At 60.7% G+C, this 26,394-nt stretch carries 12 protein-coding genes and 1 pseudogene; 9 read left to right on the top strand and 4 right to left on the bottom strand.

The features are described from left to right. Positions 1-109 precede the first annotated feature (109 nt). From dsbD to dsbG, 3 genes are read left to right on the top strand one after another with little or no spacing between them, the layout of a single operon-like run. Positions 110-1,846 carry a protein-disulfide reductase DsbD gene (gene dsbD / locus AD668_RS06675; RefSeq protein ID WP_053155974.1) on the top strand — a complete coding sequence of 579 codons (1,737 nt, stop codon included), beginning with the start codon at positions 110-112 and terminating at the stop codon, positions 1,844-1,846. Continuing rightward, positions 1,846-2,700 carry a TlpA disulfide reductase family protein gene (locus AD668_RS06670; RefSeq protein ID WP_053155971.1) on the top strand — a complete coding sequence of 285 codons (855 nt, stop codon included), beginning with the start codon at positions 1,846-1,848 and terminating at the stop codon, positions 2,698-2,700. The genes dsbD and AD668_RS06670 overlap by 1 nt, the downstream gene beginning before the upstream one ends. Then, positions 2,676-3,443 (top strand): thiol:disulfide interchange protein DsbG, encoded by a 768-nt coding sequence (dsbG, locus tag AD668_RS06665; protein ID WP_053155968.1) that lies wholly within the window; start codon positions 2,676-2,678, stop codon positions 3,441-3,443. Before AD668_RS06670 ends, dsbG begins: the two co-directional genes overlap by 25 nt. Positions 3,444-3,570: 127 nt before the next feature. Here dsbG and AD668_RS06660 read toward each other — a convergent pair whose 3' ends face one another. Continuing rightward, positions 3,571-16,566 (bottom strand): non-ribosomal peptide synthetase, encoded by a 12,996-nt coding sequence (locus AD668_RS06660; RefSeq protein ID WP_053155965.1) that lies wholly within the window; start codon positions 16,564-16,566, stop codon positions 3,571-3,573. Positions 16,567-16,938: 372 nt separating this feature from the next. Here AD668_RS06660 and AD668_RS06655 point away from each other — a divergent pair, with 372 nt between their 5' ends. Continuing rightward, complete coding sequence (locus AD668_RS06655) at positions 16,939-17,487, top strand: RNA polymerase factor sigma-70 (protein WP_053155962.1); 549 nt, start codon at positions 16,939-16,941, stop codon at positions 17,485-17,487. A gap of 69 nt (positions 17,488-17,556) precedes the next feature. Here AD668_RS06655 and AD668_RS06650 read toward each other — a convergent pair. The 3 genes and pseudogenes from AD668_RS06650 to AD668_RS06640 form a co-directional block, all read right to left on the bottom strand. Beyond that, positions 17,557-18,228, bottom strand: a pseudogene (locus tag AD668_RS06650) (GNAT family N-acetyltransferase); the annotation flags it as partial. 159 nt (positions 18,229-18,387) lie between these two features. Further along, the gene (locus tag AD668_RS06645) at positions 18,388-19,206 is read right to left on the bottom strand and encodes an ABC transporter substrate-binding protein (RefSeq protein ID WP_082344427.1); all 819 of its coding nucleotides are present in this window, start codon (positions 19,204-19,206) and stop codon (positions 18,388-18,390) included. A gap of 91 nt (positions 19,207-19,297) precedes the next feature. Beyond that, positions 19,298-19,924, bottom strand: a complete 627-nt coding sequence (locus AD668_RS06640) for a TetR/AcrR family transcriptional regulator (RefSeq protein WP_053155956.1) — start codon at positions 19,922-19,924, stop codon at positions 19,298-19,300. 178 nt (positions 19,925-20,102) lie between these two features. Here AD668_RS06640 and AD668_RS06635 point away from each other — a divergent pair, with 178 nt between their 5' ends. Genes AD668_RS06635 through AD668_RS06615 form a run of 5 tightly spaced genes read left to right on the top strand, consistent with a single transcriptional unit; the run spans position 20,103 to position 26,384 of the window. Continuing rightward, on the top strand, positions 20,103-21,905 hold the full coding sequence (locus AD668_RS06635) for an acyclic terpene utilization AtuA family protein (RefSeq protein ID WP_053155953.1): 1,803 nt from the start codon (positions 20,103-20,105) through the stop codon (positions 21,903-21,905). A 12-nt stretch (positions 21,906-21,917) separates the two neighbouring features. Further along, on the top strand, positions 21,918-22,787 hold the full coding sequence (locus AD668_RS06630; RefSeq protein ID WP_053155950.1) for an SDR family oxidoreductase: 870 nt from the start codon (positions 21,918-21,920) through the stop codon (positions 22,785-22,787). A 3-nt stretch (positions 22,788-22,790) separates the two neighbouring features. Further along, positions 22,791-24,407: a geranyl-CoA carboxylase subunit beta gene (gene atuC, locus AD668_RS06625; protein ID WP_053155947.1), complete on the top strand. Its 1,617-nt coding sequence runs from the start codon at positions 22,791-22,793 to the stop codon at positions 24,405-24,407. A 25-nt stretch (positions 24,408-24,432) separates the two neighbouring features. Next, complete coding sequence (gene atuD / locus AD668_RS06620; protein ID WP_053155944.1) at positions 24,433-25,590, top strand: citronellyl-CoA dehydrogenase; 1,158 nt, start codon at positions 24,433-24,435, stop codon at positions 25,588-25,590. Continuing rightward, on the top strand, positions 25,587-26,384 hold the full coding sequence (locus AD668_RS06615; RefSeq protein ID WP_053155941.1) for an enoyl-CoA hydratase/isomerase family protein: 798 nt from the start codon (positions 25,587-25,589) through the stop codon (positions 26,382-26,384). Before atuD ends, AD668_RS06615 begins: the two co-directional genes overlap by 4 nt. Positions 26,385-26,394 lie beyond the last annotated feature (10 nt).

Here is a 26,394-nt window from a genome sequence, read left to right as displayed (position 1 = left end):
AGCGGACATTATGCCGCAAGCGCCACCGCCACAAGGCCGCCACGGTTAATCATCGGTTAATCGCGACCGCCCATTGTGCACCTCACTTGCACAGGGCAAAGGCTTACCCATGCGTCGACTGTTTTTACTTTTCGCTTTCCTGATCACGGGCCTGGCTCAGGCAGGGACCAATCCGTTTGAGACCAAACCCGATTTTCTCCCTGTCGAGAAAGCCTTCACGTTTACGTCTGAACGCCTGGAATCCGGTGAAACCCAGCTCTATTGGCAGATAGCCGACGGCTATTACCTATACCAGCAGCGCCTGAAGTTCGACGGTCTGCCAGTCGAGCACAAACCGGCTTTGCCCGTGGGTGAAGACCACAGCGACGAGTTCTTCGGTCAGCAGCAAGTCTACCGCCAGGGCCTGGAGCTGAAGATTCCGGCGGGTGCCAGCGGTCAGGTCAAAGTGAGCTATCAGGGCTGCGCGGATGCCGGCTTGTGTTATCCACCGCAAACCAAAGTTGTCGATCTGGGCAATATTGATGTGACGAACTCAGGTGCTGAAGCTCCGGATCAAGCCTTGGCCAGCGGTCTGCAACAGCGGGCCCTGGGCTGGAGCCTTCTGGTGTTTTTCGGTCTGGGCCTGTTACTGGCATTCACCCCTTGTTCATTGCCGATGCTGCCGATTCTGGCCGGCCTGATCGTGGGCAGTGGCGCAACGCCAAAACGTGGTCTGGCCCTGGCCAGTAGCTATGTGATCAGCATGGCGCTGGTGTATGCGGCGATGGGGGTTTTGGCCGCCATGCTGGGGGCGAATCTGCAGGCGTTGCTGCAAAACCCTTGGCTGCTCGGCAGTTTCGCGGCGATTTTCGTGCTGTTGGCATTGCCGATGTTCGGCTTCTTTGAATTGCAGTTGCCGGTGGCCGTGCGTGATCGCCTGGAAAACGTCTCGCGCAATCAACGCGGCGGCAGCTTGATCGGCGCGGGTGTATTGGGTGCCTTGTCGGGTCTGTTGGTCGGCCCGTGCATGACCGCTCCGTTGGCCGGTGCGTTGCTCTATATCGCGCAGAGTGGCAATGCGCTGCACGGCGGCTTGATTCTGTTCGCCATGGGGATTGGCATCGGTGTGCCGCTGCTGTTGCTGGTCACTGTCGGCAACCGCTTCATGCCCAAACCGGGCGCCTGGATGAATCTGGTCAAAGGTATTTTCGGCTTCCTGTTTCTCGCAACGGCGTTGCTGATGCTGCGTCCGGTACTGGACGAATCACTGTGGGTCGGACTCTGCGGTGCCCTGCTACTGGTTGCAGCCTACAGCGCCTGGAAACAGTCGGACGGTTTTGGGCGGATCGCTCACTTGTTCGGAGCCAGCTCGTTGCTGCTCGGTGTGTGGGGCAGCCTGTTGATGATCGGCGCGGCGGGCGGCAGTGATGATCTGTTCAAGCCGTTGCAGGTGTTTCGCGCTTCAGGCACAGCGGTTGCCGCCGTTCCGGTCGGCCACGAAGCCTTCATCACGATCAATGACCCGCAAGCGTTGCAACGTGAACTCGACGTCGCCAAGGCTCAGGGCCAATGGGTGCTGCTGGACTATTACGCAGACTGGTGTGTGTCGTGCAAGGTCATGGAAAAACAGGTGTTCGGTAAAACCCGAGTTCTCGAAGCCCTGAGCGATGTGCGCTTGCTCCGGCTGGACGTCACCGCCGACAATGCCGCCAGCCGCGAACTGCTCGGCCGTTATAAAGTGCCGGGGCCACCGAGCCTGCTGTGGATTGGCGCTGACGGTGAAGAGCGTCGCAGCCAGCGCATCACCGGTGAGGTCGATGCCGACACTTTCCTGCAACGCTGGTCCATCACCCGAGACGCCCGTTAATGCTGACCTTCACCCTCGGCACCTTTGCCATCGCGCTTAATCACCTGCTGCTGATCAGTGCATTGGCGCTGGCTACTTTTGTCGGCTGGCGGGTGGCCAAGCGTGGCGGGGATAACCCCGAGTCGGCGTTGTTCAGCCTGTTCATGCTGGGCTTGCTGGCAGCTCGCGTGGGTTTCGTGGCGGCCTACTGGACGCATTATCGCAACGATCCGTGGCAGATCATCGATTTGCGTGATGGCGGTTTCCTCGCCTGGCCCGGCGTGATCGTCGTGCTGCTGGCGACTTTGTATCGAGGCTGGCGGCGCCCAGGACTGCGACGCCCATTGGGATTTGGTGTGGCAAGCGGCCTGGCGTTCTGGTTACTGGCGACATTCTCCCTGTCGATCTACGAACAAGGCACACGTCTGCCGGAAATTGCCCTGCGCAACGCCGCCGGCGAAACCGTGCAACTGGCCGACTACAAGGGCGGCCCCTTAGTGATCAATCTCTGGGCCACCTGGTGCCCGCCTTGTCGCCGGGAAATGCCGGTGCTGGAAAATGCCCAGCAAGCCCGGTCGGACCTGACCTTTCTGTTCATCAATCAGGCCGAAAGCATGCAAAGCGTCGCGACCTACCTGGAAACCCAGGGCTTGAGCCTGTCCAACGTGCTGTTCGACGGCGGTGGTCGTCTGGGTCAGGCCGTTGGCTCCATGGCACTGCCAACGACGCTGTTCTATAGCCCGGAAGGTCGCCTGCTGGGCAGCCATCTGGGCGAACTGTCGGAAGCCAGCCTGGCCCGCGCCCTGGAAAACTTCGACACCGTCCCCGCCACTTCTTCAAGGAAACTGCCATGCCCCGCCTCCGCCACCTGCTGACCCTGAGCCTCGGTGCCGCTCTGCTGCACCTGCCGTCGGTGCAGGCCGAAGAGCTGCCCGAGGCGATCAAGAAGATCGAAGCCAAAGGCGCGAAAATCGTCGGTCAGTTCGACGCGCCCGACGGCCTGCGCGGATATGCCGCGCAATACCAGAACCGCGGCATGGCGCTGTACCTGACCCCGGATGGCAAGCATGTATTGCTGGGCAATCTGTATGACGCCGAGGGCAACGACCTGACCAGCGCACCATTGCAGAAACTGGTGTACGCGCCGATGTCCAAGGAGGTCTGGAACAAGTTCGAAGCGAGCAACTGGATTGGCGATGGCAAGAAGGACGCCCCGCGCCTGGTTTACCTGTTCAGCGACCCGAACTGCCCGTATTGCAACGTGTTCTGGGAACAGGCGCGGCCGTGGGTCAAGTCCGGCAAGGTGCAGTTGCGCCACATCATGGTTGGCATCATCCGCGAAGACAGCCCGGGCAAGTCTGCTGCGCTGCTCGCCGCCAAGGATCCGCAGAAAGCCCTGCAAGACCACGAAGCCGCCGGAAAAAGCAGTTCGCTCAAGGCCTTGAAGGACGTGCCGCCCGCCGTCCAGGCAAAGCTGGCGGCCAACATGCAACTGATGGAAGAGCTGGAACTGCAAGCCACCCCGGCGATTTTCTATATGGACGCCAAGGGCGAGTTGCAACAACAGCAAGGTGCGCCGTCACCGGAAACGTTGGTGAAGATTCTCGGGCCGAAGTAACACGCATCGACGCCTTCGCTGGCAAGCCAGCTCCTACAAGATCGGTGGCGTTCACTAAATTTGTGTTCACCACCAACCCCGTAGGAGCTGGCTTGCCAGCGAAGAGGCCATTCCAGGCACCAGAGAATTAAAGCCCCTCCAGCTCCGCCATCAGATCATTCAAGCGATCCACCTTCTCCTCGGTGATGTCGCTGGCCGCCAACCCATCGATGTACCTGGCCAGCTCCTCCACCGTACTGCACTCGAACATCGCCCGCAGCGGCACATCCCGCTGCAGGGTTTTGTGCACCCGTGATGCGATCTGCGTGGCCAGCAGCGAATGCCCGCCCAGCTCGAAGAAGTTGTCGTGGACGCCGACTGTCTCGACCTTCAGCACGTCGGCCCAGATAGCGGCCAGGGTTTGCTCCAGATCACTGCGCGGCGCCTGATAGACCTGGCTTTGCATCTGGCCGATTTCCAGCGCCGGCAGTGCCTTGCGATCCAGTTTGCCGTTGGCGTTGAGCGGCATTTTATCGAGCCACAACCAATGCAGCGGCACCATGTATTCAGGCAGTTCAGCACGCAGGCGTTGTTTAATGCGCTCCAATCGCTCGGCAGGATTGAGCGTTGAATCGGCTGCCACCAGATAACCAACCAGATGCTTGCCATTCACACCTTCCTGCACACCCACCGCTGCGTCGCGGACTTGCGCTTGCTCATGCAGACGCGCTTCGATTTCACCCAACTCAATACGGTAGCCGCGAATCTTCACCTGATGGTCGATACGTCCGACGTATTCCAGCACACCGTCACTGCGTCGACGAGCCAGGTCGCCGGTGCGGTACAAACGATCACCCGGCTCGCCGAACGGGTCCGGCACAAACACCGGAGCAGTGCGCAGCGGGTCGCTGACATAACCACGCCCGACCCCGGTGCCGGCGACGCACAGCTCACCCACCGCACCCAGCGGCACCAGCTCCAGCGCACCATCGAGCAGGTACAAACGGTTGTTGTCGGTTGGCGTGCCGATTGGCAAATAGCTGCCACGTGTCGAGGCCAGGTCAACGCGGAAGAACGCCACGTCGTCCGAGCATTCTGCCGGTCCGTAGGCGTTCACCAAGCCGATCTGCGGGTAGCGCAGCAACCATTGATGCGCGAGTTCCGGCGGCATGGCCTCACCGGTCGGCAGCATCCAGCGCAAGCCGTCGATGCCCATGCGTTCCTGAGCGAGCATGCCCTGGATCAGAGACGGTACGCTTTCCAGAACGGTGATGCCCTGGCTCTGCACATGAGCCAGCAAAGCTTGCGGATCATGGGCAATGATGTTCGGCACGATGTCCACCCGAGCACCGAACAATGGCGCGGCGAGGAACTGCCAGACGGAGATGTCGAAGCTTTGCGAAGCGGTTTGCGCGATCACGTCGGCTTCACTCAGGTTCAGGTACGGCACTTTGCTCAACTGGTTGTTGAGCATGCCGCGCTGTTCGACCATCACGCCCTTCGGCAACCCGGTGGAGCCTGAGGTGTAGATGACGTAGGCGAGGTTGTCCGCAGCACTGTAGATGCCTGGATTGCTCACCGAAACAGCACTGGCCTGCACCTCCTCCCAAACCAGCAAGCGAGGGCGATTGGCGCAGCCGAATTCTTCCAGCAGCTCAACCGCTTGCTCGCGGCACGCCTGGGTGCAGACCAGCAACGGCGTGCGGCTGAGATCGATGATGCGGCTCAAACGCTGGCTCGGCAGGCCCGGATCCAGTGGCAAGTAACCTGCGCCGGCCTTGAAGCTGCCGATGATCATGCCGAGCAGGTCGAGATTACGTTCCGCCAGCAACGCCACCGGTTGATCCAGGCCGACACTGGCGGCGATCAGTGCATGTCCGAGACGGTTACTGCGCTGGTTCAGCTCGAAGTAGCTGTGCTGCTGCGCCAGGCAACTGGCGGCGATCCGCTGCGGATGCTCGGCAACTTGCGCTTCGAACAATTCAACGTAACTGGTCTCAAGCGGATACCCGTGCTCGCTCTGGTTACAGCCATGAATCAGCAAAGCCTGTTCCTCAACGCCGAGCAACGGCAGGTCAGCCATGTCTCCATGGAAACCTTCGACCAACGCCAGCAGCAACCGCTTGAACTCCCCGAGCATGCGTTCGACCGTCGATTCATCGAAGTAACGCTGGTCGTAGGACAGGTGCAAGCCCAGGTCATCACCCGGATAGCAGACCGCCGTCAGCGGGAAGTTGGTATGGGTTCGGCCCGAGTCGGACGTCGCGTTGAGACTCTGCGCCCGGTCCAGCACCGAGACTTCCACCGGGGCGTTTTCGAACACGAACAGGCTGTCGAACAGCGGTTGACCCTTGGGCAGCTTGCTGTTTTCCTGGATGCTCACCAGCGGCAGGTATTCGTACTCGCGCAGTTGCATGTTGCTGTCGAGTAGCCCCGTCAGCCATTGATGCACGCTGCAACGCTGATCGTCTTCGGGCATTTTCACCCGCAGGGCGATGCTGTTGATGAACAGGCCGACGGTGCGTTGCATCTGCGGCATCTCCACCGGACGGCCCGCCACCGTGACGCCAAACAGCACGTCGCGATCACCGCTCAAGCGCCGCAGCACCAACGCCCACGCCGCTTGGGCGAAGGTGTTGATGGTCAACTGATGGGCCTGGGCCAATTCGCGCAACTGCGCACCGTCGCGGGCATCGAGTCGGGTGTAACGGTCGCCGACGATCATCCCCCCGCTGTCACCGGCATGCTCGCGCAGGAACGGCCGGTCGCTCGGGATCGGCGTCGTGCGCTCGAAGCCTTGCAGATTGGTTTTCCACCACTGCCGCGCTGCGTCCAGGCTCTGGCGTTGCAGCCAGCCGATGTAATCGCGATAACGCGGCGGTACGGCCAACTGCGCTTCGCGACCTTCACCAAGCGCGGTGTAGATCTCGAAGAAGTCGCTCATCAGCAACGAGCGGCACCAGGCATCGATGAGGATGTGGTGATTGCTCATCATGAACCAGTAGCGCGCCGCGCCCACGCGGATCAAGCGCAGGTGGAACGGTGCCCGGTTGAGCAGATCGAACCCGGTCTCGCGCTCGGTCTTGAGCAAGGTTTGCAACTTCGGTTCTTGCTCGGCTTCGGCGATAGCGCTCCAGTCGAGGTATTCGATCGGTGTACTCCCCGGTTTGTGAATCACTTGCAGCATGTCTTCGCCGACATTCCAGCAGAACGATGCGCGCAGCGCTTCATGACGGGCAATCACCGCTTGCCAGGCCTGGGCAAAACGCTGCGGATCGAGCTCGCTGTTAATGCGGTAGCGATCCTGCATGTAGTACAGGCCGGTGCCCGGTTCCAGCAACGTGTGCAGCAGCATGCCTTCCTGCATCGGCGTCAGCGGGTAGACATCTTCGATGGCAGTGGCTGGAATCGGCAGCGCATCCAGTTGCGCCTGACTGAGTTTCGCCAGCGGGAAGTCAGACGGCGTCAGGCCACCGGCATCGTCGCGCAGGCAATGTTCGATCAGGCTTTGCAATTCGCCCAGATAGGCGTCCGCCAGTTCATTGATGGTTTGCAGATCGTAACGTTCAGCGCTGAAGGTCCAGCGCAGCACCAGTTCACCACCGTAAACCTGACTGTCGACACTCAATTCGTTGGGCAACGGCGCCTTCGGATCGTGGGCTGCGCCGATGGGTTCATCGAGCGGATGAAACAGCGCCTGCGCGCCAAAGTTCTGGTCGAACTGACCGAGGTAGTTGAAGGTAATCGGCGCCGCCGGCAACTCGGCCATGCGCCGGCAACTCAGGTCATCGGCGAGGTAACGCAGCACGCCATAACCCAGACCTTTGTGCGGTACAGCGCGCAACTGTTCCTTGATGGCTTTGATCGACGCGCCCTGCCCTGCAGCCTCCTTGATATTGGAAGGTGTCAGACGCAGCGGATAAGCGCTGGTGAACCAGCCGACAGTGCGCGTCAGGTCGATCTCGTCGAACAGCGCTTCACGGCCGTGGCCTTCCAGTTGAATCAGCGCCGAATCGTGCCCGGTCCAGCGGCACAACACACGGGCCAACGCTGTCAGCAGCAAATCGTTGACCTGAGTGCGATACGTGCCCGGCGCCTGTTGCAGCAATTGCCGAGTGCGCTCGCCGTCAAGACGCACACTGACCGTTTGCGCATGCCGGTTCTGCCGACCGCCCTCGGGTCGATCACACGGCCATTCGGCATTCGGACCGGCCAGTTGCCTCTGCCACCAGCTCAGTTCTTCGCGCAGGGATTCGCTCCCGGCGTAGGCCTGCAAACGTGCCGCCCAGTCCTTGAAGGCGCTGGTTTTGGCCGGCAGTTTTACCGACTGCTGCGCGTCGAGTTGACGATACACGGTTTGCAAATCGTCCAGCAGTACGCGCCAGGAAACGCCATCGACCACCAAGTGGTGAATCGCGATGAACAACCGTTGCTGACCCTCTGGACCATCGACCAGCAATACCCGCATCAGCGGTCCTTCGTTGAGGTCGAGGCTGCGCTGGGCATCGGCGAACAGGGCGACGCATTTGTCCATGGACGAAACACGCACCTGCCACAACACCGAGGTATCGGAAATCGCCTGATGCGCCGCATGCCAATGGCCTCCCACTTCGCTGAAGCGCAGGCGCAAGGCATCGTGCTGTTCGATCACCGCCAACAGCGCTTGCTCCAGGCGATGAGGTTCCAGAGGCGCGGTCGGTTGCAGCAACAACGCCTGGTTCCAGTGTTGCCGCTGCGCGATGTCGGTGTCGAAGAACCAGTGCTGAATCGGCGTCAAGCGCGACTCACCGCTGAGCAACCCTTGCTCGGCAGTGATCTGATCGCTGCGGGTCGCCACGGCGGTGAGAGTCTGCACGGTCTGATGCTGGAACAAGTCGCGCGGGCTGAAGTGTATGCCCTGCTGCCGCGCACGGCTGACCACTTGAATCGAGAGGATCGAGTCGCCACCCAGCTCGAAGAAATTGTCGTTGAGGCCGACCTGGTCGACGTTCAGCACTTCGCGCCAGATCTGCGCCAGCGTGACTTCGAGTTCGTTACTCGGCGCCACGTAGTGTTGACGATTCAGTTCGGGGTCCGGTGCCGGCAACGCACGACGGTCGAGTTTGCCGTTGGCGGTCAGCGGCATAGCGGTCAACAGGATCAGGTGCGTCGGCACCATGTAATCCGGCAATTGCGATTTCAGATGCGCCTTGAGGGCTTCGCGCAAAACCGATTGCTGCGCTTCGTCCTGTTCAGCGACCTCAGTCACAAGATAGCCAACCAGCTGTTTACCGCTCGGTGCATCGAGCGCCAATACCACGCTTTCGCGAATCGATTCATGCTCCAGCAGACGGGTTTCGATTTCGCCCGGCTCAATGCGGAATCCACGAATCTTCACTTGATGGTCGATACGACCGAGATATTCCACCAATCCATCGGGACGTTGGCGCACCAGATCGCCAGTGCGATAAACACGCCCGCCGTTGTCGGAGAACGGATCGGCCACAAAGCGTTCAGCGCTCATGCCCGGACGCTGGTGATAAGCCTGCGCCAGACCGGTGCCGCCAACATACAACTCGCCTGTCGCACCTTGCGGCACCAGCGCGAGATCGGCGTCGAGAATGTACGCCACGCGGTCGCCAATCACGCTGCCGATCGGCACGCTGCCCACTCCTTCTTCCAATACCTGGGGCGCAAGGCTGGCCAGCGGCATGACCACGGTTTCGGTCGGACCGTAGGCGTTGAAAAACAGATTCGGTTTGAACGCCGCACGAATGCGCGCCAGGTGTTCGCCGGTCAGCGCTTCGCCGCCGGTGATGATCATGCGCACCGGCAAGGTTTCGTCCTGAGTTGCCAGCCATTGCGCCAACTGGCTGCCGTAGCTTGGCGTGAAACCCAGCACGTTGATGCGATGGGTGCGGATCAGTGCGCAGATTTCCTCGGCGTCCCATTGGCCCTGAGCACGCAAGACGACCTGCGCACCACAGAGCAGCGGCACCAGCAAACGCTCGGTAGCGGCGTCGAAGTTGATCGAATAGAAATGCAGTTCGCAATCGTCCGGGCGCATACCGAAACGCTCGATCACGGCACGGCAGTGCATGGCGATCTCACCATGGGACACCACCACGCCTTTGGGCTTTCCGGTGGAGCCCGAGGTGTAAATCAGGTACGCCTGATGCTGCGGCAGGTTGATGAACGGCAGCTCGGTTGCCGGATAATCGGCGAGTTTTACCGCGTCTTCCTCCACACACCAATGGGCAATCGTCGGCGGCAATTCACCAAGGGCCTTGAACATCGCCGCATCACTGAGCAGCAATCCGATACCACTGTCTTCGATCATGTAATGCAAGCGGTCGAGCGGATATTCCGGGTCCAGCGGCACATAGGCACCTGCGGCCTTGAGGATCGCCAGCAGTCCGACAACCATGTCCAGCGAACGCTCAAGCGCCAGGCCCACGCGCACCTGCGGACCGACACCGCGTTCACGCAGCATCCACGCGAGGCGATTGGCGCGGCGGTCGAGTTCAGCGTAGCTCAGGGTTTGTCCGGCGAAGGTCAGCGCCGGTGCATCGGGACGCGCCAGAGCCTGTTCGCTGAACAGCTGATGAATGCACTGATCGAGTCGATGCTCGCCGGGCTCGACGCCAAGACTGTCGAGCAGATGTTGTTGTTCGTCCGCGTCCAGCAACGGCAGCTCACTGAGGCGCTGTTGCGGATCTGCAATCAGCGCTTGCAGCAAGTTGCGCCAATGCACGGCCATGCGTGCGATACGCGGTTCGTCGAACAGGTCGGTGCTGTAGGTCAGGCAACAACCCAGGCGGTGGTCGAGGTCGGTGACTTCCAGATTGAGGTCGAATTTGGTCGCCCGCGCATCGTTGGCCAGGTACTCGACGGTCATGCCGGCCAAGCTGCGGCTCTGCTGGAATTCCCAGCGCTGTACGTTGCACATGACCTGGAACAACGGGTTGTAGGCCGCGCTGCGCGGTGGTTGCAGGGCTTCGACCAGATGATCGAAGGGCAAGTCTTGATGGGACTGGCCTTCGATCACCGTGTGACGGACCTGCTCGAACAACTCCCCCACGGACATCTGCCCGTCGATCTGACAGCGCAGCACCTGGGTGTTGAGGAACGCACCGATCAACCCTTCGCTCTCCGGCCGGATGCGGTTGGCCACCGGCGCGCCGATGCGCAAATCGGTCTGGCCGCTGTAGCGGTACAGCAAAGTGGCCAACGCAGCCGTCATGGTCATGAACAACGTCAGGCCGTTTTGCCCGTTGAAGGCGCGGACCTGGGTGGCAAGCTTCTCGCTGAGGTCGAAACGGTACAGTTCGCCCTGATGGCTCTGCACGGGAGGACGCGGACGGTCGGCCGGCAATTCCAGCAGCGGGTGCTCGCGGCCCAATTGCGCGGTCCAGTAGTCGAGTTGACGCTGACGTTCGCCGGACTCCAGCCACTGACGCTGCCACACGCTGTAGTCCAGGTACTGCACCGGCAGCGGTTGCAGCGGCGACTCGCGGTCATCCACGAACGCTTCGTACAGCGCACTCAGTTCCCGGGCGAAGATGTCCATCGCCCAGCCTTCCGTGACGATGTGGTGCAAGGTCAGCACGAAGTAGTGTTCCTGCTCGGCAGTCTTGACCAGGCAAGCGCGCAGCAACGGACCGCTTTCCAGATCGAACGGCTGGTGCGCTTCGTCGTCGGCCAGTTGCTGGACCTGCCACTCGCGGCTATCGGCATCCAGCGTGGTGAAATCCTTCCACGTCATGCGCACACCGGTTTGCGCGTGCACGCGTTGACGGGCGACGCCGTCGATGCTCGGGAATGTGGTGCGCAGGGTTTCGTGACGCAGGATCAGGGCTTGCAGTGCCGCTTCGAAACGTGCGACATCCAGTACCCCGCGTAGACGCGCCATGCCACCGACGTTATAGGCCGGGCTGTCCGGCTCCATTTGCCAGAGGAACCACATGCGTTGCTGGGAATAGGACAATGGAACGGGTTGGCTGCGGTCGACCTTTTCAATCGGCGGCTGTTTGTTGGTGCGGCCGCTGGCCTGGATCAGGCGCACCTGTTCGGCGAATTCACCCAGTTCACTGTGCTCGAACAATACCCGCAGCGGTAACTCGACGTCGCAGGCCTGGCGGGCTCGGGAAATAATTTGTGTGGCCAGCAGCGAGTGACCGCCAAGGGCGAAGAAATCATCGCGAAGACCGACTTGCGACAGGCCCAGCACATCGCGCCAGATAACGGCGATCTGTTGCTCCAGGTCTGTCACAGGCTCAACGTGCTCGCGGACTTGCCACTGCGGTTCCGGCAAGGCGCGGCGGTCGAGCTTGCCGCTTGGGCTAAGGGGCATCTCGTCCAGGCGCATAAGCTGTGCAGGGACCATGTATTGCGGCAGCTCGGCGGCCAGGGCGATTTTCAGACGTGCCGTTTGAGCCTCTTCGTTATCGCCGAAATCCGTCGCCGTGAAGTAGCCGATCAACTGATCGCCCGCCGCGGTTTCGCGCACCAGCACCACGGCTTGCGCGACGCCCTCCTGAGCCAGCAGACAGGCTTCGATTTCTTCCGGCTCGACGCGGAATCCGCGCAACTTGACCTGCTGATCGAGGCGACCGAGGTATTCGATCACGCCATCAGCGGTCCAGCGCGCACGGTCGCCGGTTCGGTACAAGCGTGCACCCGGCTCGCCCGGATCGACCACAAAACGCTCGGCGGTCAGCGCCGGACGGCCCAGATAACCTCGGGCCAGACCGATGCCGCCGATGCAAAGCTCACCCGGTACCCCGGCCGGTACAGGGTTGAGATCGCTGTCGAGGATTCGACAGATCACATTTCCCAGTGGCTGGCCAATCGGCGAGCGCTCGCCATCGCCTGTGGTGCAATGCCAGTGGGTAACGTTGATCGCCGTCTCGGTCGGTCCGTAACGATTGTGCAATTGCACGCTCGGCAGTTGCGCCAGCACGCGGTTGCGCAGCTCCGCGGGCAAGGCTTCACCACCGGAAAACACCCTGCGCAGACTGGTACATTCAGCTGTCAGCGGTTCGTCGATGAATCGTGCAAGCAGTGGCGGTACGAAGTGCAGCGTGGTGACGCTGAACTGCTGGACCAACTGTGCGATGCGATGGGGATCGCGGTGCTCGCCGGGTCCGGCGATTGCCAACCGCGCACCCGTAATCAGCGGCCAGAAGCATTCCCACACCGACACGTCGAAACTGATCGGCGCCTTTTGCAACAGCACATCGGTGTCGTCCAGGCGATAGGTGTTCTGCATCCATTGCAGACGCTCGGCAAGGGCCGCGTGCGTATTACCGACGCCTTTGGGTTGTCCGGTCGAACCTGAGGTGTAAATCACATAAGCGAGATTGTCGCCGTGCAGGTGCAATCCCGGCGCATGGCTCGGCCAGCTATCCAGATGCAAGGCGTCCATGGCGATCACGCTGACACCTTCGCTGACCGGCAAGCGGTCGAGCAATGGCGTCTGGGTCAGCAACAATTCCACACCGCTGTCGCTGAGCATGTACGCCAAGCGCTCGGCCGGGTAATCCGGGTCCAACGGTACGTAGGCACCACCGGCTTTGATGATCGCTAACAAGCCAATCAGTAATTGTGGCGAACGCTCACACGCGATCGCCACGCAGACGTCGGGACCGACGCCTTTGTCGCGCAGGTACTGGGCCAGTCGATTGGCCCGAATGTGCAATTGGGCGAAGTCTATCTGGCCGCCGTCCCACAGCAGCGCCGTGCGTTCAGGCGTCCGACGTGCTTGCTCGTTGAGCAATTCTGGCAGCCACTGGCCGGCCGGCGCGCACGCTGCATTGGCCCAGTCAGCTTGCTGGCCAATCTCAGACGCTGTCAGCAGTCGCAGATCGCCGAGGGCCGTTTGCGGATGCTCGCAGACGTCACGTAACAAATTCTGAAAATGCTCGGCCAAACGCTCGATGGTCGCCGCATCGAACAATTCGCTGGCGTAATCGAATGACAGGGTCAGGCGACCGTTGCGATCTTCTTCGCTGTGCAACTGCAAATCGAACTTGGCCTCGCGGCTGTGCCACGGCAACTCTTCGGCCAGCAGGCCTGGCAAACGCTTCAATGCGCTGAGGTCACGCTGCTGATGATTGAACATGACCTGGAACAGGCCTTGTTCGCGAACCTGCGGGAACGCTTCGAGCAGTTGTTCGAACGGCAGGTCCTGATGGGCTTGCGCCCCCATCGCCGCCTGCCGGGTTTGCGCCAGCAATGCAACGAACGGCAGCCGCGAATCGACCTCGGCGCGCAGCACCTGGGTGTTGACGAAGAAGCCGATCAGACCTTGGGTTTCCAGGCGGGGACGGTTGGCGTTGGGCACGCCGATGCGGATATCACGTTGACCGCTGTAGCGGTGCAACAAGGTCTGGAACACGGCGAGCAGCAGCATGAAGGAGGTCGATTCATGAGCGTGTGCAGTCTGGCGAATCGCCGCGCTCAGCGCAGCGTCTAAACGTACGGCGTGACGGGCAGCGCTGTGCTGTTGTTGTGCTGAACGGGGATGGTCCGTCGCCAGGCTCAGGGCAGGTTGCTCGTCGCCCAGCTGTACTTTCCAATACGTCAGTTGTCGCTCGCCTTCACCCTGCGCCAGCCATTGGCGTTGCCAGCTGCCGTAATCGGCGTACTGCGTGGACAATGGTGCAAGTGTCGCGGCCTGACCCTGACAAGCGGCGGCATACAAACGGGAGAACTCGTCAATCAACACGTTGAGGGACCAGCCGTCAGCGATGATGTGGTGCATCGTCACCAACAACTGGTGATCCTCGTCGTCGAGGCGTACCAGGGTCACCCACAGCAACGGTCCTTTCTCCAGATCGAACTGCGTGCGCGCCTCATCCTCGCGGATGCGTTGCGCACGGGCTTCACGCTCGGCCATTGGCAGATCGCTGATGTCGATCATTTGCAGGTTGAACTCACCGGCCGCAATCACTTGCTGCAACGCTACGCCGTCACGCTCGAAGAACCGCGTGCGCAGGGCTTCGTGGCGCTCGATCAATTGCTGGAAACTGGCCTGCAACGCGTCTTCGTCCAGTTCGCCACGCAGGCGCAAGGCACCGGGAATGTTGTAGGCGCTGCTGTGCGGATCGAGTTGCCAGGTGATCCACAGACGATTTTGGGCCAGGGATTGCGGCATGGCTTCTACGCGTGACAACGGGGTGATCGCGCCTTGGGCCAGTCCGCCATTCTGTTGCAGCCGGGCCACCACCTCAACGAATGCGTCAAGAGTCGGCGCTTCGAACAGCAGTCGCAGGTTCAGCTCCAGACCAAGGGCTTCGCGCAACCGCGCCATCACCTGAGTTGCCGCAATCGAGTTTCCGCCGAGCAGGAAGAAATGAGCGTCGGCACCGACCCGCTCGACCTGCAACTGCTCGCTCCAGATCTGAGCGATCAAGCTTTGCAGCTCAGACCCGGATTCGATGTTGTCGGTGCTTTCTGTCGCCGCCGACGCAAACAGCGCATAGCTGTCGAGGCTGCCGTCAGCCAGGCGATTGCGGCACGCCGAGCGTTGCAGTTTGCCGCTGGACGTCTTGGGCAATGCGCCCGGATTGAGCAGCACCACCACACTTGGCGCTTCCTGACAGGCCTCGGCAACGGCTTGGCGAATGGCTTTGATCACGGCGTCTGGCGGCAGAATCTTCTGCACGCTACGGCTGATTTCGGCGGCGATACCGATGCCTTCCTGACCTTCTGTGTTGACCGAGAACGCAGCAACTCGCCCTTTGCGCACCACTTCCACTTCACGCTCGATAGCTTGCTCGATGTCTTGCGGATAAAGGTTGTGGCCGCGGACGATCAGCATGTCTTTCAGGCGACCGGTGATGAACAGTTCACCGCTGCGCATGAAGCCCATATCACCGGTGCGCAACCAGGTCCGTCCCGCGTATTCGACGAAGGTTTTTGCCGACGCCTCGCGATTGCGCCAGTAGCCGTGCGCAATGCTCGGCCCGCTGGCCCAGACCTCTCCTACGGCGTTATCCGCCAATTCGCTGAGCGACGCCGGGTCGACGATCATTACAGCGTGTTCCGGCTGACTGATACCGCAGCTCATGATCGCACTGCCCTCGCCGGGTTCCGCGCGGTTTTGCGTGAGAGCCTGATCGTCCACACGCAAGTGGCCGATGCCTTGACCGCGCGGCGTCCCGGCGACAAACAACGTGGCTTCCGCCAGACCGTAGGAAGCCATAAAGTTGTCCGCGCAAAAGCCGCAGGTGGCGAACTGCTCGGCGAAGCTTTCGACGGTGTCGAGCCGGATCGGTTCGGACCCGGAATACGCCACGCGCCAGCCGCTCAGGTCGAGGCGTTCCAAGGCTGCTTCACTGACCCGCTCGCTGCACAGGCGATAGGCAAAGTCTGGCCCGCCGCTGATGGTGCCGCCGTACTCACTGATCGCTTCGAGCCAGCGCAAGGGTCGACCAAGGAAGTACGCGGGCGACATCAGCACGCACGGCACACCGCTGAAAATCGGTTGCAGCAGACCACCGATCAGCCCCATGTCGTGGTACAGCGGCAACCAGCTGACGATCACGTCATCAGGGTTCAGGTCGATGCCAAAACCGCGACGAATCAGCAATTCATTGGCCACCAGATTGCCGTGGCTGACTTGCACGCCTTTAGGCAGCGCGGTGGAACCGGAGGTGTATTGCAGGAAAGCGATGTGACTGTCTCGCAGGTCCGGCGCGACCCAGCGCTCGGCCAGATCGGCATCGAAGGCATCGACGCACATCAGCGGCGGCGCGCCCTCGATTTGCAGCAACGCATCGCGCAGGCCGGCGCTGGTCAGCAGCAGACGCGGCTCGGCATCGCCAATGATCGACAGCAAACGCTTCTGATGATGACGACGGGTCGACTCCGGTGGATAGGCCGGAACGGCGATCACACCCGCGTACAGGCAACCGAAGAATGCAGCCACGTAATCGGGACCGCTGGGAAACAGCAATACCGCACGGTCGCCGAAATCAGCCTCGGCCTGCAAGGCGCCGGCAATGGTCCGCGCGCGCTGATCCAGCTCGCGATAACTGAGCACCACAGCCTGGTCCGGGGTTTCGGCGAGAAAACGCAAGGCGACCCGATCCGGCGTCAGGGCCGCGCGGCGCTGGAGGGCTTGGACCATTGTGCTGGGGATTTCGAACGCGTCGGTCATGAGGTTTCCTGCCTGATTTCGGCTTGCAATTGGAATCGGTTTTCTAGCGTCGCGCCCCATCGGAGGCACGCAGGACGCGGTCTTCGACGACCGCGCAAGGCATAGGGAATGCGGTAGTCACCGGGACGGTTGCCCGGGTCCATTCACCAAAGAGAACGGATGAAGTGCTGAAATAATTAGTCGTCAGGCACGAACGCCATACGGGTCGGCCTGTGGCAGCGTGTCGCAGTTCTCACTCTGCACTTTTGTGGCGCATTAGTTCTTTTTCTCATTTGACAATCATTATCATTAAGCCTAATTTGTCGCTCGACGCGTAGGACGGCCCCCCGGTTTATCCCGTCCCACTAACCTTTTGGCAGCAGGGTGATTTCCATGATGGAACCAGTGTCCACAAGCAGGTGCGATACACCGCTACTTCAGGCTTTTGTCGATAATCGACTGATTCTGGTGAAGATCGCAGCGCGAATTACCGGCTGCCGCTCCCGAGCTGAAGATGTTGTGCAGGATGCGTTCTTTCGCTTGCAATCAGCGCCGCAAATCACCAGTTCGATCAAGGCACAGCTCAGTTATCTGTTCCAGATCGTGCGTAACCTGGCGATCGATCACTACCGCAAGCAGGCGTTGGAGCAGAAGTATTCCGGCCCCGAAGAGGAAGGCCTGAACGTGGTGATTCAAGGCGCGTCACCGGAAACGTCGCACATCAACTTCTCGACCCTGGAACACATCGCCGATGCGTTGACGCAGCTGCCGAGCCGTACGCGTTATGCCTTCGAGATGTATCGCTTGCACGGGGTGCCACAAAAAGACATCGCCAAGGAGCTCGGTGTCTCGCCGACCCTGGTGAACTTCATGATTCGTGATGCCCTGTTGCATTGCCGCAAGGTCTCGGGAAGCCGTGGTGAATCCTCTGCCCGCCACTGAATAAAAGATCGCAGCCTTCGGCAGCTCCTACGGTCCACTTCTGTAGAAGCTGCCGAAGGCTGCGATCTTTTACTTCTGCGCCAATTCGCACCGATCAAAAAAATCCTTGCGCCCCAATACCATCAAGGCCGCCCGCTTGTGCGGAAAGTCGAATTCTTTTTCGCAGTGAAAACCTTGATCCTGCATATAGCCGATCATCTTCGCGTTATCGGCGCGAGGTTCAGCGACGACACGTTGCGTGCGCGATTCGTCGAGAAACAGGTAATGCACCAGCGCCGATAACCAGCTCGCCACCTTGTGCGGTCCGCGGTGATTCTCTTCGCCGACCAGCATGTGAACGCCGCGATCGTAATCGGCCGCGTCATAGAACGGCGCAATGCGATCTTCCTTGGTCCAATAGGCTTCGAAATAGGCGAACGGCTGGTCGCCGAAGCAGCCGATCAACATCAGGGTATGGGGGTCGGTTTCGAGTTTGCTCAGGTACTCGCGATGTTGTTCGAGGCTGCCCTCCTCCTGCCAGAAACTCGCGACTCGCGGGTTATTCTGCCAACGATTGAAACGCGCCAGATCCTTTTCGATGTCCAATGTGCGCAAGGACACCCACACGCCCAGTCGTGCGTCGAAGCGTCGATAGACTTCACCATCGGGTTTAAGCGGCCGTAGGGGATGTCGCTTGCCAGCGCTCATGACCATTTGCTGTGGATAGTTGCCGGTCGGTGAATCGCCAGGACAGGGTTGCGGGCTCAAGCGGGTTTCGGTTTCATGCGCCACAAGACTGCTGCCAGTCGGTCGGTGCAGGGCGTTGAGGTCATTCAGGTTGGGCATGGGTCGGGCTCGCGATAATCGTCGACTGTTCAACGATGTGACGTGGGCCGCTGGGGGAAATTTAAGAAAAGTCCGTCAGTTCGCGACTTGTGACGTCCTTTCAGTGTGTGGCACCGGCATCACCGCAATCTCGTAGGGGTCGAAGATCTTCAGCATCTGACCGTTGTCCCGCAAGCCTTGCAGCAACCTGGTGAAGGCCTCGCCGCTGATGGGCGAGGCGGGACGAACAATGGCGTAGTGGTGATAGACCTGGTCGACGCGCTCGGACACCAGCAATTGTTTGGCGACTTGTTGGTTGCGCAAAAAGTAATCGCTCAAGTAAGAGCGCGTCACCAGGGCAATGTCGGCGCGCCCGCGCAACACCATCAACAGGTTGCTGTCGTGGGAATAGGTCAGCGTGGCGTTGTAGGTTTTCGCCAGGTACTGGGACTCGGCATTGAAACTGGCGAACTCGTAGTGATAGCCACTGAACAGCGCAAGACGTTTGCCGGTCAGGTCGGCAAAGTAATCTTGCTGCCGATCGGGCTGGCGTCGCGCGACAAAAATCTCGGCATCTTCCAGGCCCATGTCGACGGAGGTGTGGGGGACGCTGTCCCAACCCCATGCGGGGTTTTCGAAGAAGGCCATGTCGATCCGGCCCTGTTTGAAATCGCCAAAGCGCCGAGGAATGGAGGTGGGCACCAACACGAACTGATAGTCGGCTTGAGAAGCATTGAGGGCGTGGATCAACTGCGGCAGCAATCCGGTGTCGGCCCCCGATTCCGGGCGCACGGTGTATGGCGGAAAGTGAGCGGCACCCACGCGCACCAGTTGCGCGGCCTGGGACGGCACCATCGATAATGCCCCAAGCGCCGCCAGCAAAAGCCGCGAGACCGTCCGGATTGGCAACCCCATCAAAACAAACCACTCCCCGATAGAACGGCATCAATGCATTGGCGCCAAGCGTTTCGCTCAATTAGCCAGCATTTTGCCATCCATTACAAGCTTATTGCTTCGCTTCGAGCACCAGAATCAACGCCTCTTCGGCCAATTGATCGAGGCTCATGCTGCCACCGGCGCGAAACCATGTCGTGGTCCAGGACAATGCCCCGGTCAGAAACCGTCGGGTGATGAACACATCCCCTCGAATAAAACCGGCACTTTTGGCCTCGTCCAGCACTTGCAACCAGATGTCCTCATAAATATCCCGCAGCGCCAGCACCTTGGCCTGACCCTCCCCGGACAGCGACCGCCATTCGTAGACCAGCACCGCCATGGCCTCGCCGCTGCCACCCATGATCGACTGCAATTCGCAGCGGATCAGCGCCAACACACGTTCACGCACATTGCCTGTCTCGGCGAGGGACGCGCGCATCAAGGCGGTGTTGTAGCGAATGGTCTCCTCCATTACCGCCCGCAGGATGTCGTCCTTGCTTTTGAAGTGATGAAAGATGCTTCCGGACTGAATGCCCACGGCGCCGGCCAGATCACGTACCGTCGTACGCTCATAGCCTTTATTGCGGAACAGGTGAGCCGCCACTTGCAGCAGCTTGCCACGGGCGCTGTCCGGATCGGTCAACTGGCCGTTGCCGACCAATTCGCGCATGACGCTCAGGGCTTTTTGCTCGTCCACCCATTCTCTCCTACAGTCGATCAATCCAATGCGCCAGCCCCCCGGAAACAATGGGGTTGCGCGGGCAATTTAAGCTGACGGCTTTAACCAAGCAAGCGCTTGGGCAGAAGAAAGGTTCGGGCATTTACAAACCAAGCGCTTGCTTGGTAATGTCAATGCACTTCGGCTGGAGGTGACTATGCAACGGATTTCGCCTGAAACGATTCGTATCGGTTGTGCCAGTGCCTTCTGGGGCGACACCTCGACAGCGGCCGCGCAACTGGTGGAGCACGGGCATCTGGACTATCTGGTCTTTGATTACCTGGCAGAAATCACTCTGTCCATCATGGCCGGTGCACGAATGAAAGATCCCCAAGCGGGTTATGCGGGTGACTTCATTGAAGTCCTCAGCCCCCTGCTTTCACACCTGGCCGAACAAAAAATTCGCGTCATCAGCAATGCCGGTGGAATCAACCCGAAAGCGTGCGCCGCCGCGCTGCAAGCTGCCTGCGACAAGGCCGGCGTGACGCTGAAAATCGCTGTGCTGCTGGGGGATGACCTGCAACCGCAGTTCAAACAACTCAGTAGCCTCGGCATTCATGAAATGTTCAACGGCGCGCCATTGCCATCGATATGCGTATCGACCAATGCCTATCTGGGTGCGCCAGGCATTGTCGAGGCTTTGCGTCTGGGGGCGGACATCATCATCACGGGGCGAGTGGTCGACAGCGCGGTGGTCAGCGCCGCCCTGGTGCATGAATTCGGCTGGTCGTGGCATGACTACGACAAACTGGCCCAGGCGGCACTGGCCGGGCACATCATCGAATGTGGCGCCCAGTGCACTGGCGGCAATTTCACCGATTGGCGCGAGGTACCCGATTACGAGCACATCGGTTTCCCGATCGTCGAAGTCAGCGCCGACAGTCAGTTTGTTGTCAGCAAACCGCAAGGCTCCGGCGGCTTGATCACGCCGCTGACCGTCGGCGAACAAATGCTCTATGAGATCGGTGACCCACGGGCCTATCTGCTGCCCGATGTGGTCTGCGATTTCACTCAAGTAAAACTGCAGCAACAAGGCAAGAACGCGGTCCGGGTCCACGGCGCGAAAGGCTTGCCGCCGACCGCTCAGTACAAGGTCAGCGCGACGTACCCGGACGGCTTTCGCTGCACCGCCAGCTGCCTGATCGCCGGCATCGATGCATTCGCCAAGGCACGGCGCGTCAGCGACGCGATCATTAACAAGACATCGGAAATGTTCAGCCAGCGGGGTTGGGCACCCTTCAGCGAAGTGAACATCGAACTGCTCGGCAGCGAGGCTACTTATGGCCCCCACGGCCAGCGCCAGGACACTCGCGAAGTGGTGATCAAACTCGCCGTGCGCCATCCGAACAAACAGGCATTGATCATGTTCTCCCGGGAAATCGCTCAGGCCGCCACCGGCATGGCGCCGGGGCTGACCGGGATTGTCGGTGGCCGGCCGACGGTGTATCCCCTGATCCGGCTGTTCTCGTTCCTGATCGACAAAACCGCCTGCACGCTGGACATTGATTTCATGGGCCGTCGTCACCCGTGTGCCCTGCCCGCCCTGGATGCGCTCGACACCCGCGACTTACCCATCCCGGTCGAACCACCCAAACCCGATGGTCGTGCCGACGCCAGCGTGGCCTTGATCAAACTCGCGGTCGCGCGCTCCGGCGACAAGGGCAACCACAGCAATATCGGCGTCATGGCCCGCGAGCCCGAATACCTGCCGTGGATCGCCGAAGCCTTGACCCCGGAAGTGATCGTCGACTGGATGAGCCATGTCCTCGACCCGGTGTTCGGGCGCGTTGAACGCTGGTATTTGCCCGCCAGCCACAGCCTGAATTTTCTGCTGGAGAACGCCCTCGGTGGCGGCGGCATCGCCAGCCTGCGGATCGACCCGCAAGGCAAGGCCTTCGCCCAGCAATTGCTGGAAATCCAGATTCCGGTGCCGCAGCGCATCGCCGACCAGGTCAAGTAGAGGACTGCCGCCATGGCCTACGATTCGATTTTCAAAGCCGATCTGTTTGCTGGCCAAAACATCATTGTCACCGGTGGCGGCAGTGGCATCGGCCGCTGCACGGCCCACGAACTGGCCGCCCTCGGCGCCCACGTGCTGCTGGTCGGACGCAAATCCGAAAAGCTCAAAACCGTTGCGGCGGAAATTTCCGATGACGGTGGCAAAGCCGATTGGGCGGCTTGCGATATACGCGACGAAGAAGCTGTCACGCACCTGGTCAGCGAGCTGATCCGCCGGCACGGCCCCATTCATGGCTTGGTCAATAACGCTGGCGGACAGTACCCCTGCGCCCTTTCGTCGATCAATCAAAAAGGCTTCGAAACCGTGATGCGCACCAACCTGGTCGGCGGTTTCCTGATGGCCCGGGAAGTGTTCAATCAGTCCATGAGCAAGCACGGCGGCGCCATCGTCAACATGCTGGCCGACATGTGGGGCGGCATGCCCGGAATGGGGCACTCCGGTGCTGCGCGTTCGGGCATGGATAACCTGACCAAGACCGCCGCGTTCGAATGGGGTTACGCCGGCGTGCGAGTCAATGCCGTGGCGCCAGGCTGGATTGCTTCCAGCGGCATGGACACCTACGAAGGTGCCTTCAAGGCCGTGATCCCGACCTTGCGAGAACACGTGCCGCTCAAACGCATCGGGACAGAATCGGAAGTCAGCGCGGCGATTGTTTTCCTGCTCAGCCCAGCGGCTGCATTTGTCAGCGGCAGCACATTACGCATCGACGGAGCCGCCAGCCTCGGCGGGCGCGCGTGGCCGATCCACAAGGCGACCAACAGTGAGTCTTACAACGGTTTCCACCGTGCCTACCTTCCCGATGTCCTCAGGGACAAGGAATAACCCATGCCGGTGATTCAGTCGCAACTCGATCCCCATAGCGAACAGTTCGCGCAGAACCGTGCGGCGATGTTGAACGCTGTAGAGCAGGTCCGCACCCTTGAACAGAACCTGCTGACCAAGGCTGCCGAAGCCAAGCCGAAGTTCGAGAAACGCGGCCAGGTATTGCCCCGCGAGCGCCTCAATCTTTTACTCGATCCCGGCGCGCCGTTCCTCGAACTGGCCAGTCTGGCCGGCTACAAACTGCACGATGACAAGGACGGCAGCTCTGCCGGTGGCGGCCTGATCGCCGGCATCGGTTACGTTGCGGGCGTGCGGGTGCTGGTGGTGGCGAACAACAGTGCGATCAAGGGCGGAACCATTTCCCCCAGCGGTCTGAAAAAATCCCTGCGCCTGCAACAGATCGCCATGGAAAACAAACTGCCAGTGATCACCCTCGCCGAAAGCGGCGGCGCCAACCTCAATTACGCAGCGGAGATTTTCGTCGAAGGCGCGCGCAGCTTTGCCAACCAGGCGCGGATGTCGGCGATGGGCCTGCCACAGATCACCGTGGTGCACGGCTCCGCCACTGCAGGCGGCGCGTATCAACCTGGATTGTCGGACTACGTGGTGGTGGTACGCGGCAAGGCCAAATTGTTTTTGGCAGGCCCGCCGCTGCTCAAGGCGGCCACCGGTGAAGTCGCGACCGATGAGGAACTGGGCGGCGCCGAGATGCACGCCCAAACCGCCGGCACCGCCGAGTACCTGGCGGAAAACGACGCCGACGGTGTGCATCAGGTGCGCGAGATCGTCAGCCTGCTGTCGTGGAACGATCAACTGCCCTGGCGACCTGAAGCACAATGGGCAGAGCCGCTCTACCCTATCGACGAACTGCTGGGGCTGATCCCGGACGACCCGAAAAAACCTTACGACGTGCGCGAAATCATCGCCCGTATCGCCGATGGTTCGAACTTCCTCGACTTCAAGGTCGAGTTCGATCAGCAGACCGTCTGCGGTCATCTGAAAATCCAGGGTCGAACCTGTGGTTTCATCGGTAACAACGGCCCGATCACGCCCAAAGGTGCGAGCAAGGCAGCGCAGTTCATTCAGCTGTGTGACCAGAGCCAGACACCGCTGCTGTTTTTTCACAACACCACCGGGTTCATGGTCGGCACCGAATCGGAACAACAAGGCGTGATCAAGCATGGCGCCAAGATGATTCAAGCGGTGGCCAACGCCCGAGTACCGAAACTGACCATCGTCGTCGGTGGTTCCTATGGTGCCGGCAACTATGCTATGTGCGGGCGTGGCCTTGACCCGCGCTTCATCTTCGCCTGGCCCAACAGCCGCACCGCGGTGATGGGCGGTGCCCAGGCAGGCAAGGTGCTGCGCATCGTCACCGAGGCCAAACAGGCCAATGATGGATTGGTGCCCGACCCGAAAATGCTCGACATGCTGGAACAGGTCACCGCGCAGAAACTCGACAGCCAGTCCACGGCGCTCTACTGCAGCGCCAATCTGTGGGACGACGGCCTTATCGACCCGCGAGATACCCGGACGTTGCTCGGTTATTTACTCGATATCTGCCACGAAGCTGAAGTGCGGTCGCTTCAAACCAACAGTTTTGGCGTTTCGCGTTTTTGAATTGATCGTCAGGAGAACAATAAAAATGATCTTCACCCAGGAACACGAAGCGCTGCGCCGCACGGTGCGCCAATTCGTCGAGCACGAGATCAATCCGCACGTCGATGAATGGGAAAAAGCCGGGCGCTTCCCCATCCACGAAATATTCCGCAAGGCCGGCGACCTCGGCTTGCTGGGCATTTCCAAACCGGAAAAATTCGGTGGCATGGGGCTCGACTACAGCTACTCGATTGTCGCTGCCGAGGAGTTCGGCACCATCCATTGCGGCGGCATCCCGATGTCCATCGGCGTGCAGACCGACATGTGCACCCCTGCGCTGGCCCGTTTCGGTTCCGATGAGTTGCGCGACGAGTTCCTGCGCCCGGCCATCAGCGGCGAGCAGGTCGGTTGCATTGGCGTTTCCGAAGTCGGTGCCGGTTCAGACGTGGCCGGGCTGAAAACCTGCGCACGCAAGGACGGCGACGACTACGTGATCAACGGCAGCAAGATGTGGATCACCAACTCGCCGAGCGCCGACTTCATCTGCTTGCTGGCCAACACCTCGGACGACAAACCGCACATCAACAAGTCACTGATCATGGTGCCGATGAACGCGCCGGGCATCACCCTCAGCTCGCATCTGGACAAACTCGGCATGCGCAGCTCGGAAACCGCCCAGGTGTTTTTCGACAACGTGCGCGTGCCACAGCGCAACCGCGTCGGCCATGAAGGTGCGGGGTTCATGATGCAGATGTTGCAGTTTCAGGAAGAACGCCTGTTCGGCGCCGCCAATATGATCAAGGGCCTGGAGTACTGCGTCGACAGCACCATCGAGTATTGCAAGGAACGTAAAACCTTCGGCAATGCGCTGATCGACAACCAGGTTATCCATTTTCGCCTGGCCGAGCTGCAGACCGAAATCGAATGCCTGCGCGCGCTGGTCTACCAGGCCACCGAGCAATACGTCAAAGGCCAGGACGTTACGCGGCTGGCGTCCATGGCCAAGCTCAAGGCCGGGCGGCTGGGGCGCGAAGTCAGCGACAGTTGCCTGCAATACTGGGGCGGCATGGGTTTCATGTGGGACAACCCGGTGGCCCGCGCCTATCGTGATGTACGGCTGGTATCGATTGGCGGTGGTGCCGACGAAATCATGCTGGGGATCATCTGCAAACTCATGGGTATCCTGCCGGGGAAAAAGCAATGAACAACCTGCCGGTTTGCCAAACCCTGCTGCTGGAGCTGCACAACGGCGTGTTGCACATCACCCTCAACCGGCCGGAAAGTCGCAACGCCATGAGCCTGCAAATGGTCACCGAATTACGTTCGGTGCTGGCCTCGGTACGCGATAAGCCAGGGGTTCGCGCACTGGTGATTGGTGGCGTCGGTGGGCACTTCTGTGCCGGCGGCGACCTCAAGGACCTGGCCAACGCCCGCGCTCAGGGTCCCAATGCCCACCGCGATTTGAACCGGGTGTTCGGTGCGCTGCTGCAAGAGATGCAACACACGCCGCAAGTGGTGATCACGGTGCTGCAAGGCGCTGTATTGGGCGGTGGTTTAGGACTGGCGTGTGTCAGCGATATCGCCATGGCCGATCATTCAGCGCAATTCGGCCTGCCGGAAACCAGCCTCGGCCTGTTGCCCGCGCAGATCGTGCCGTTCGTGGTGCAACGCATCGGCCTGACCCAGGCCCGGCGACTGGCCCTGACAGCGGCCCGTTTCGATGGTATCCAGGCGCGGCGGATGGGGCTGGTGCATTTTGTGGAACACGATCCACAGACGCTGGCCGAGCGCCTCGACGAGGTCTTGGCCCATGTGTTGTGTTGTGCTCCGGGGGCCAACGCGGCAACCAAGAAGCTCTTGTTGGCGAGTGCAGGACAACCGTCGGACGCCCTGCTCGATCAAGCGGCCCAATGGTTCAGCGAAGCGGTGACCGGGCCTGAAGGGGTCGAAGGAACGATGGCCTTCTTGCAAAAACGTAAACCGGGGTGGGCTTCTTGAAAGCATCGCT

The organism is Pseudomonas sp. P1.8, from assembly GCF_001269805.1.
Lineage (GTDB): Bacteria > Pseudomonadota > Gammaproteobacteria > Pseudomonadales > Pseudomonadaceae > Aquipseudomonas.
The sequence above is the reverse complement of the archived record's forward strand: the minus strand, read 5'-3'. Positions and strand labels throughout refer to the sequence as shown.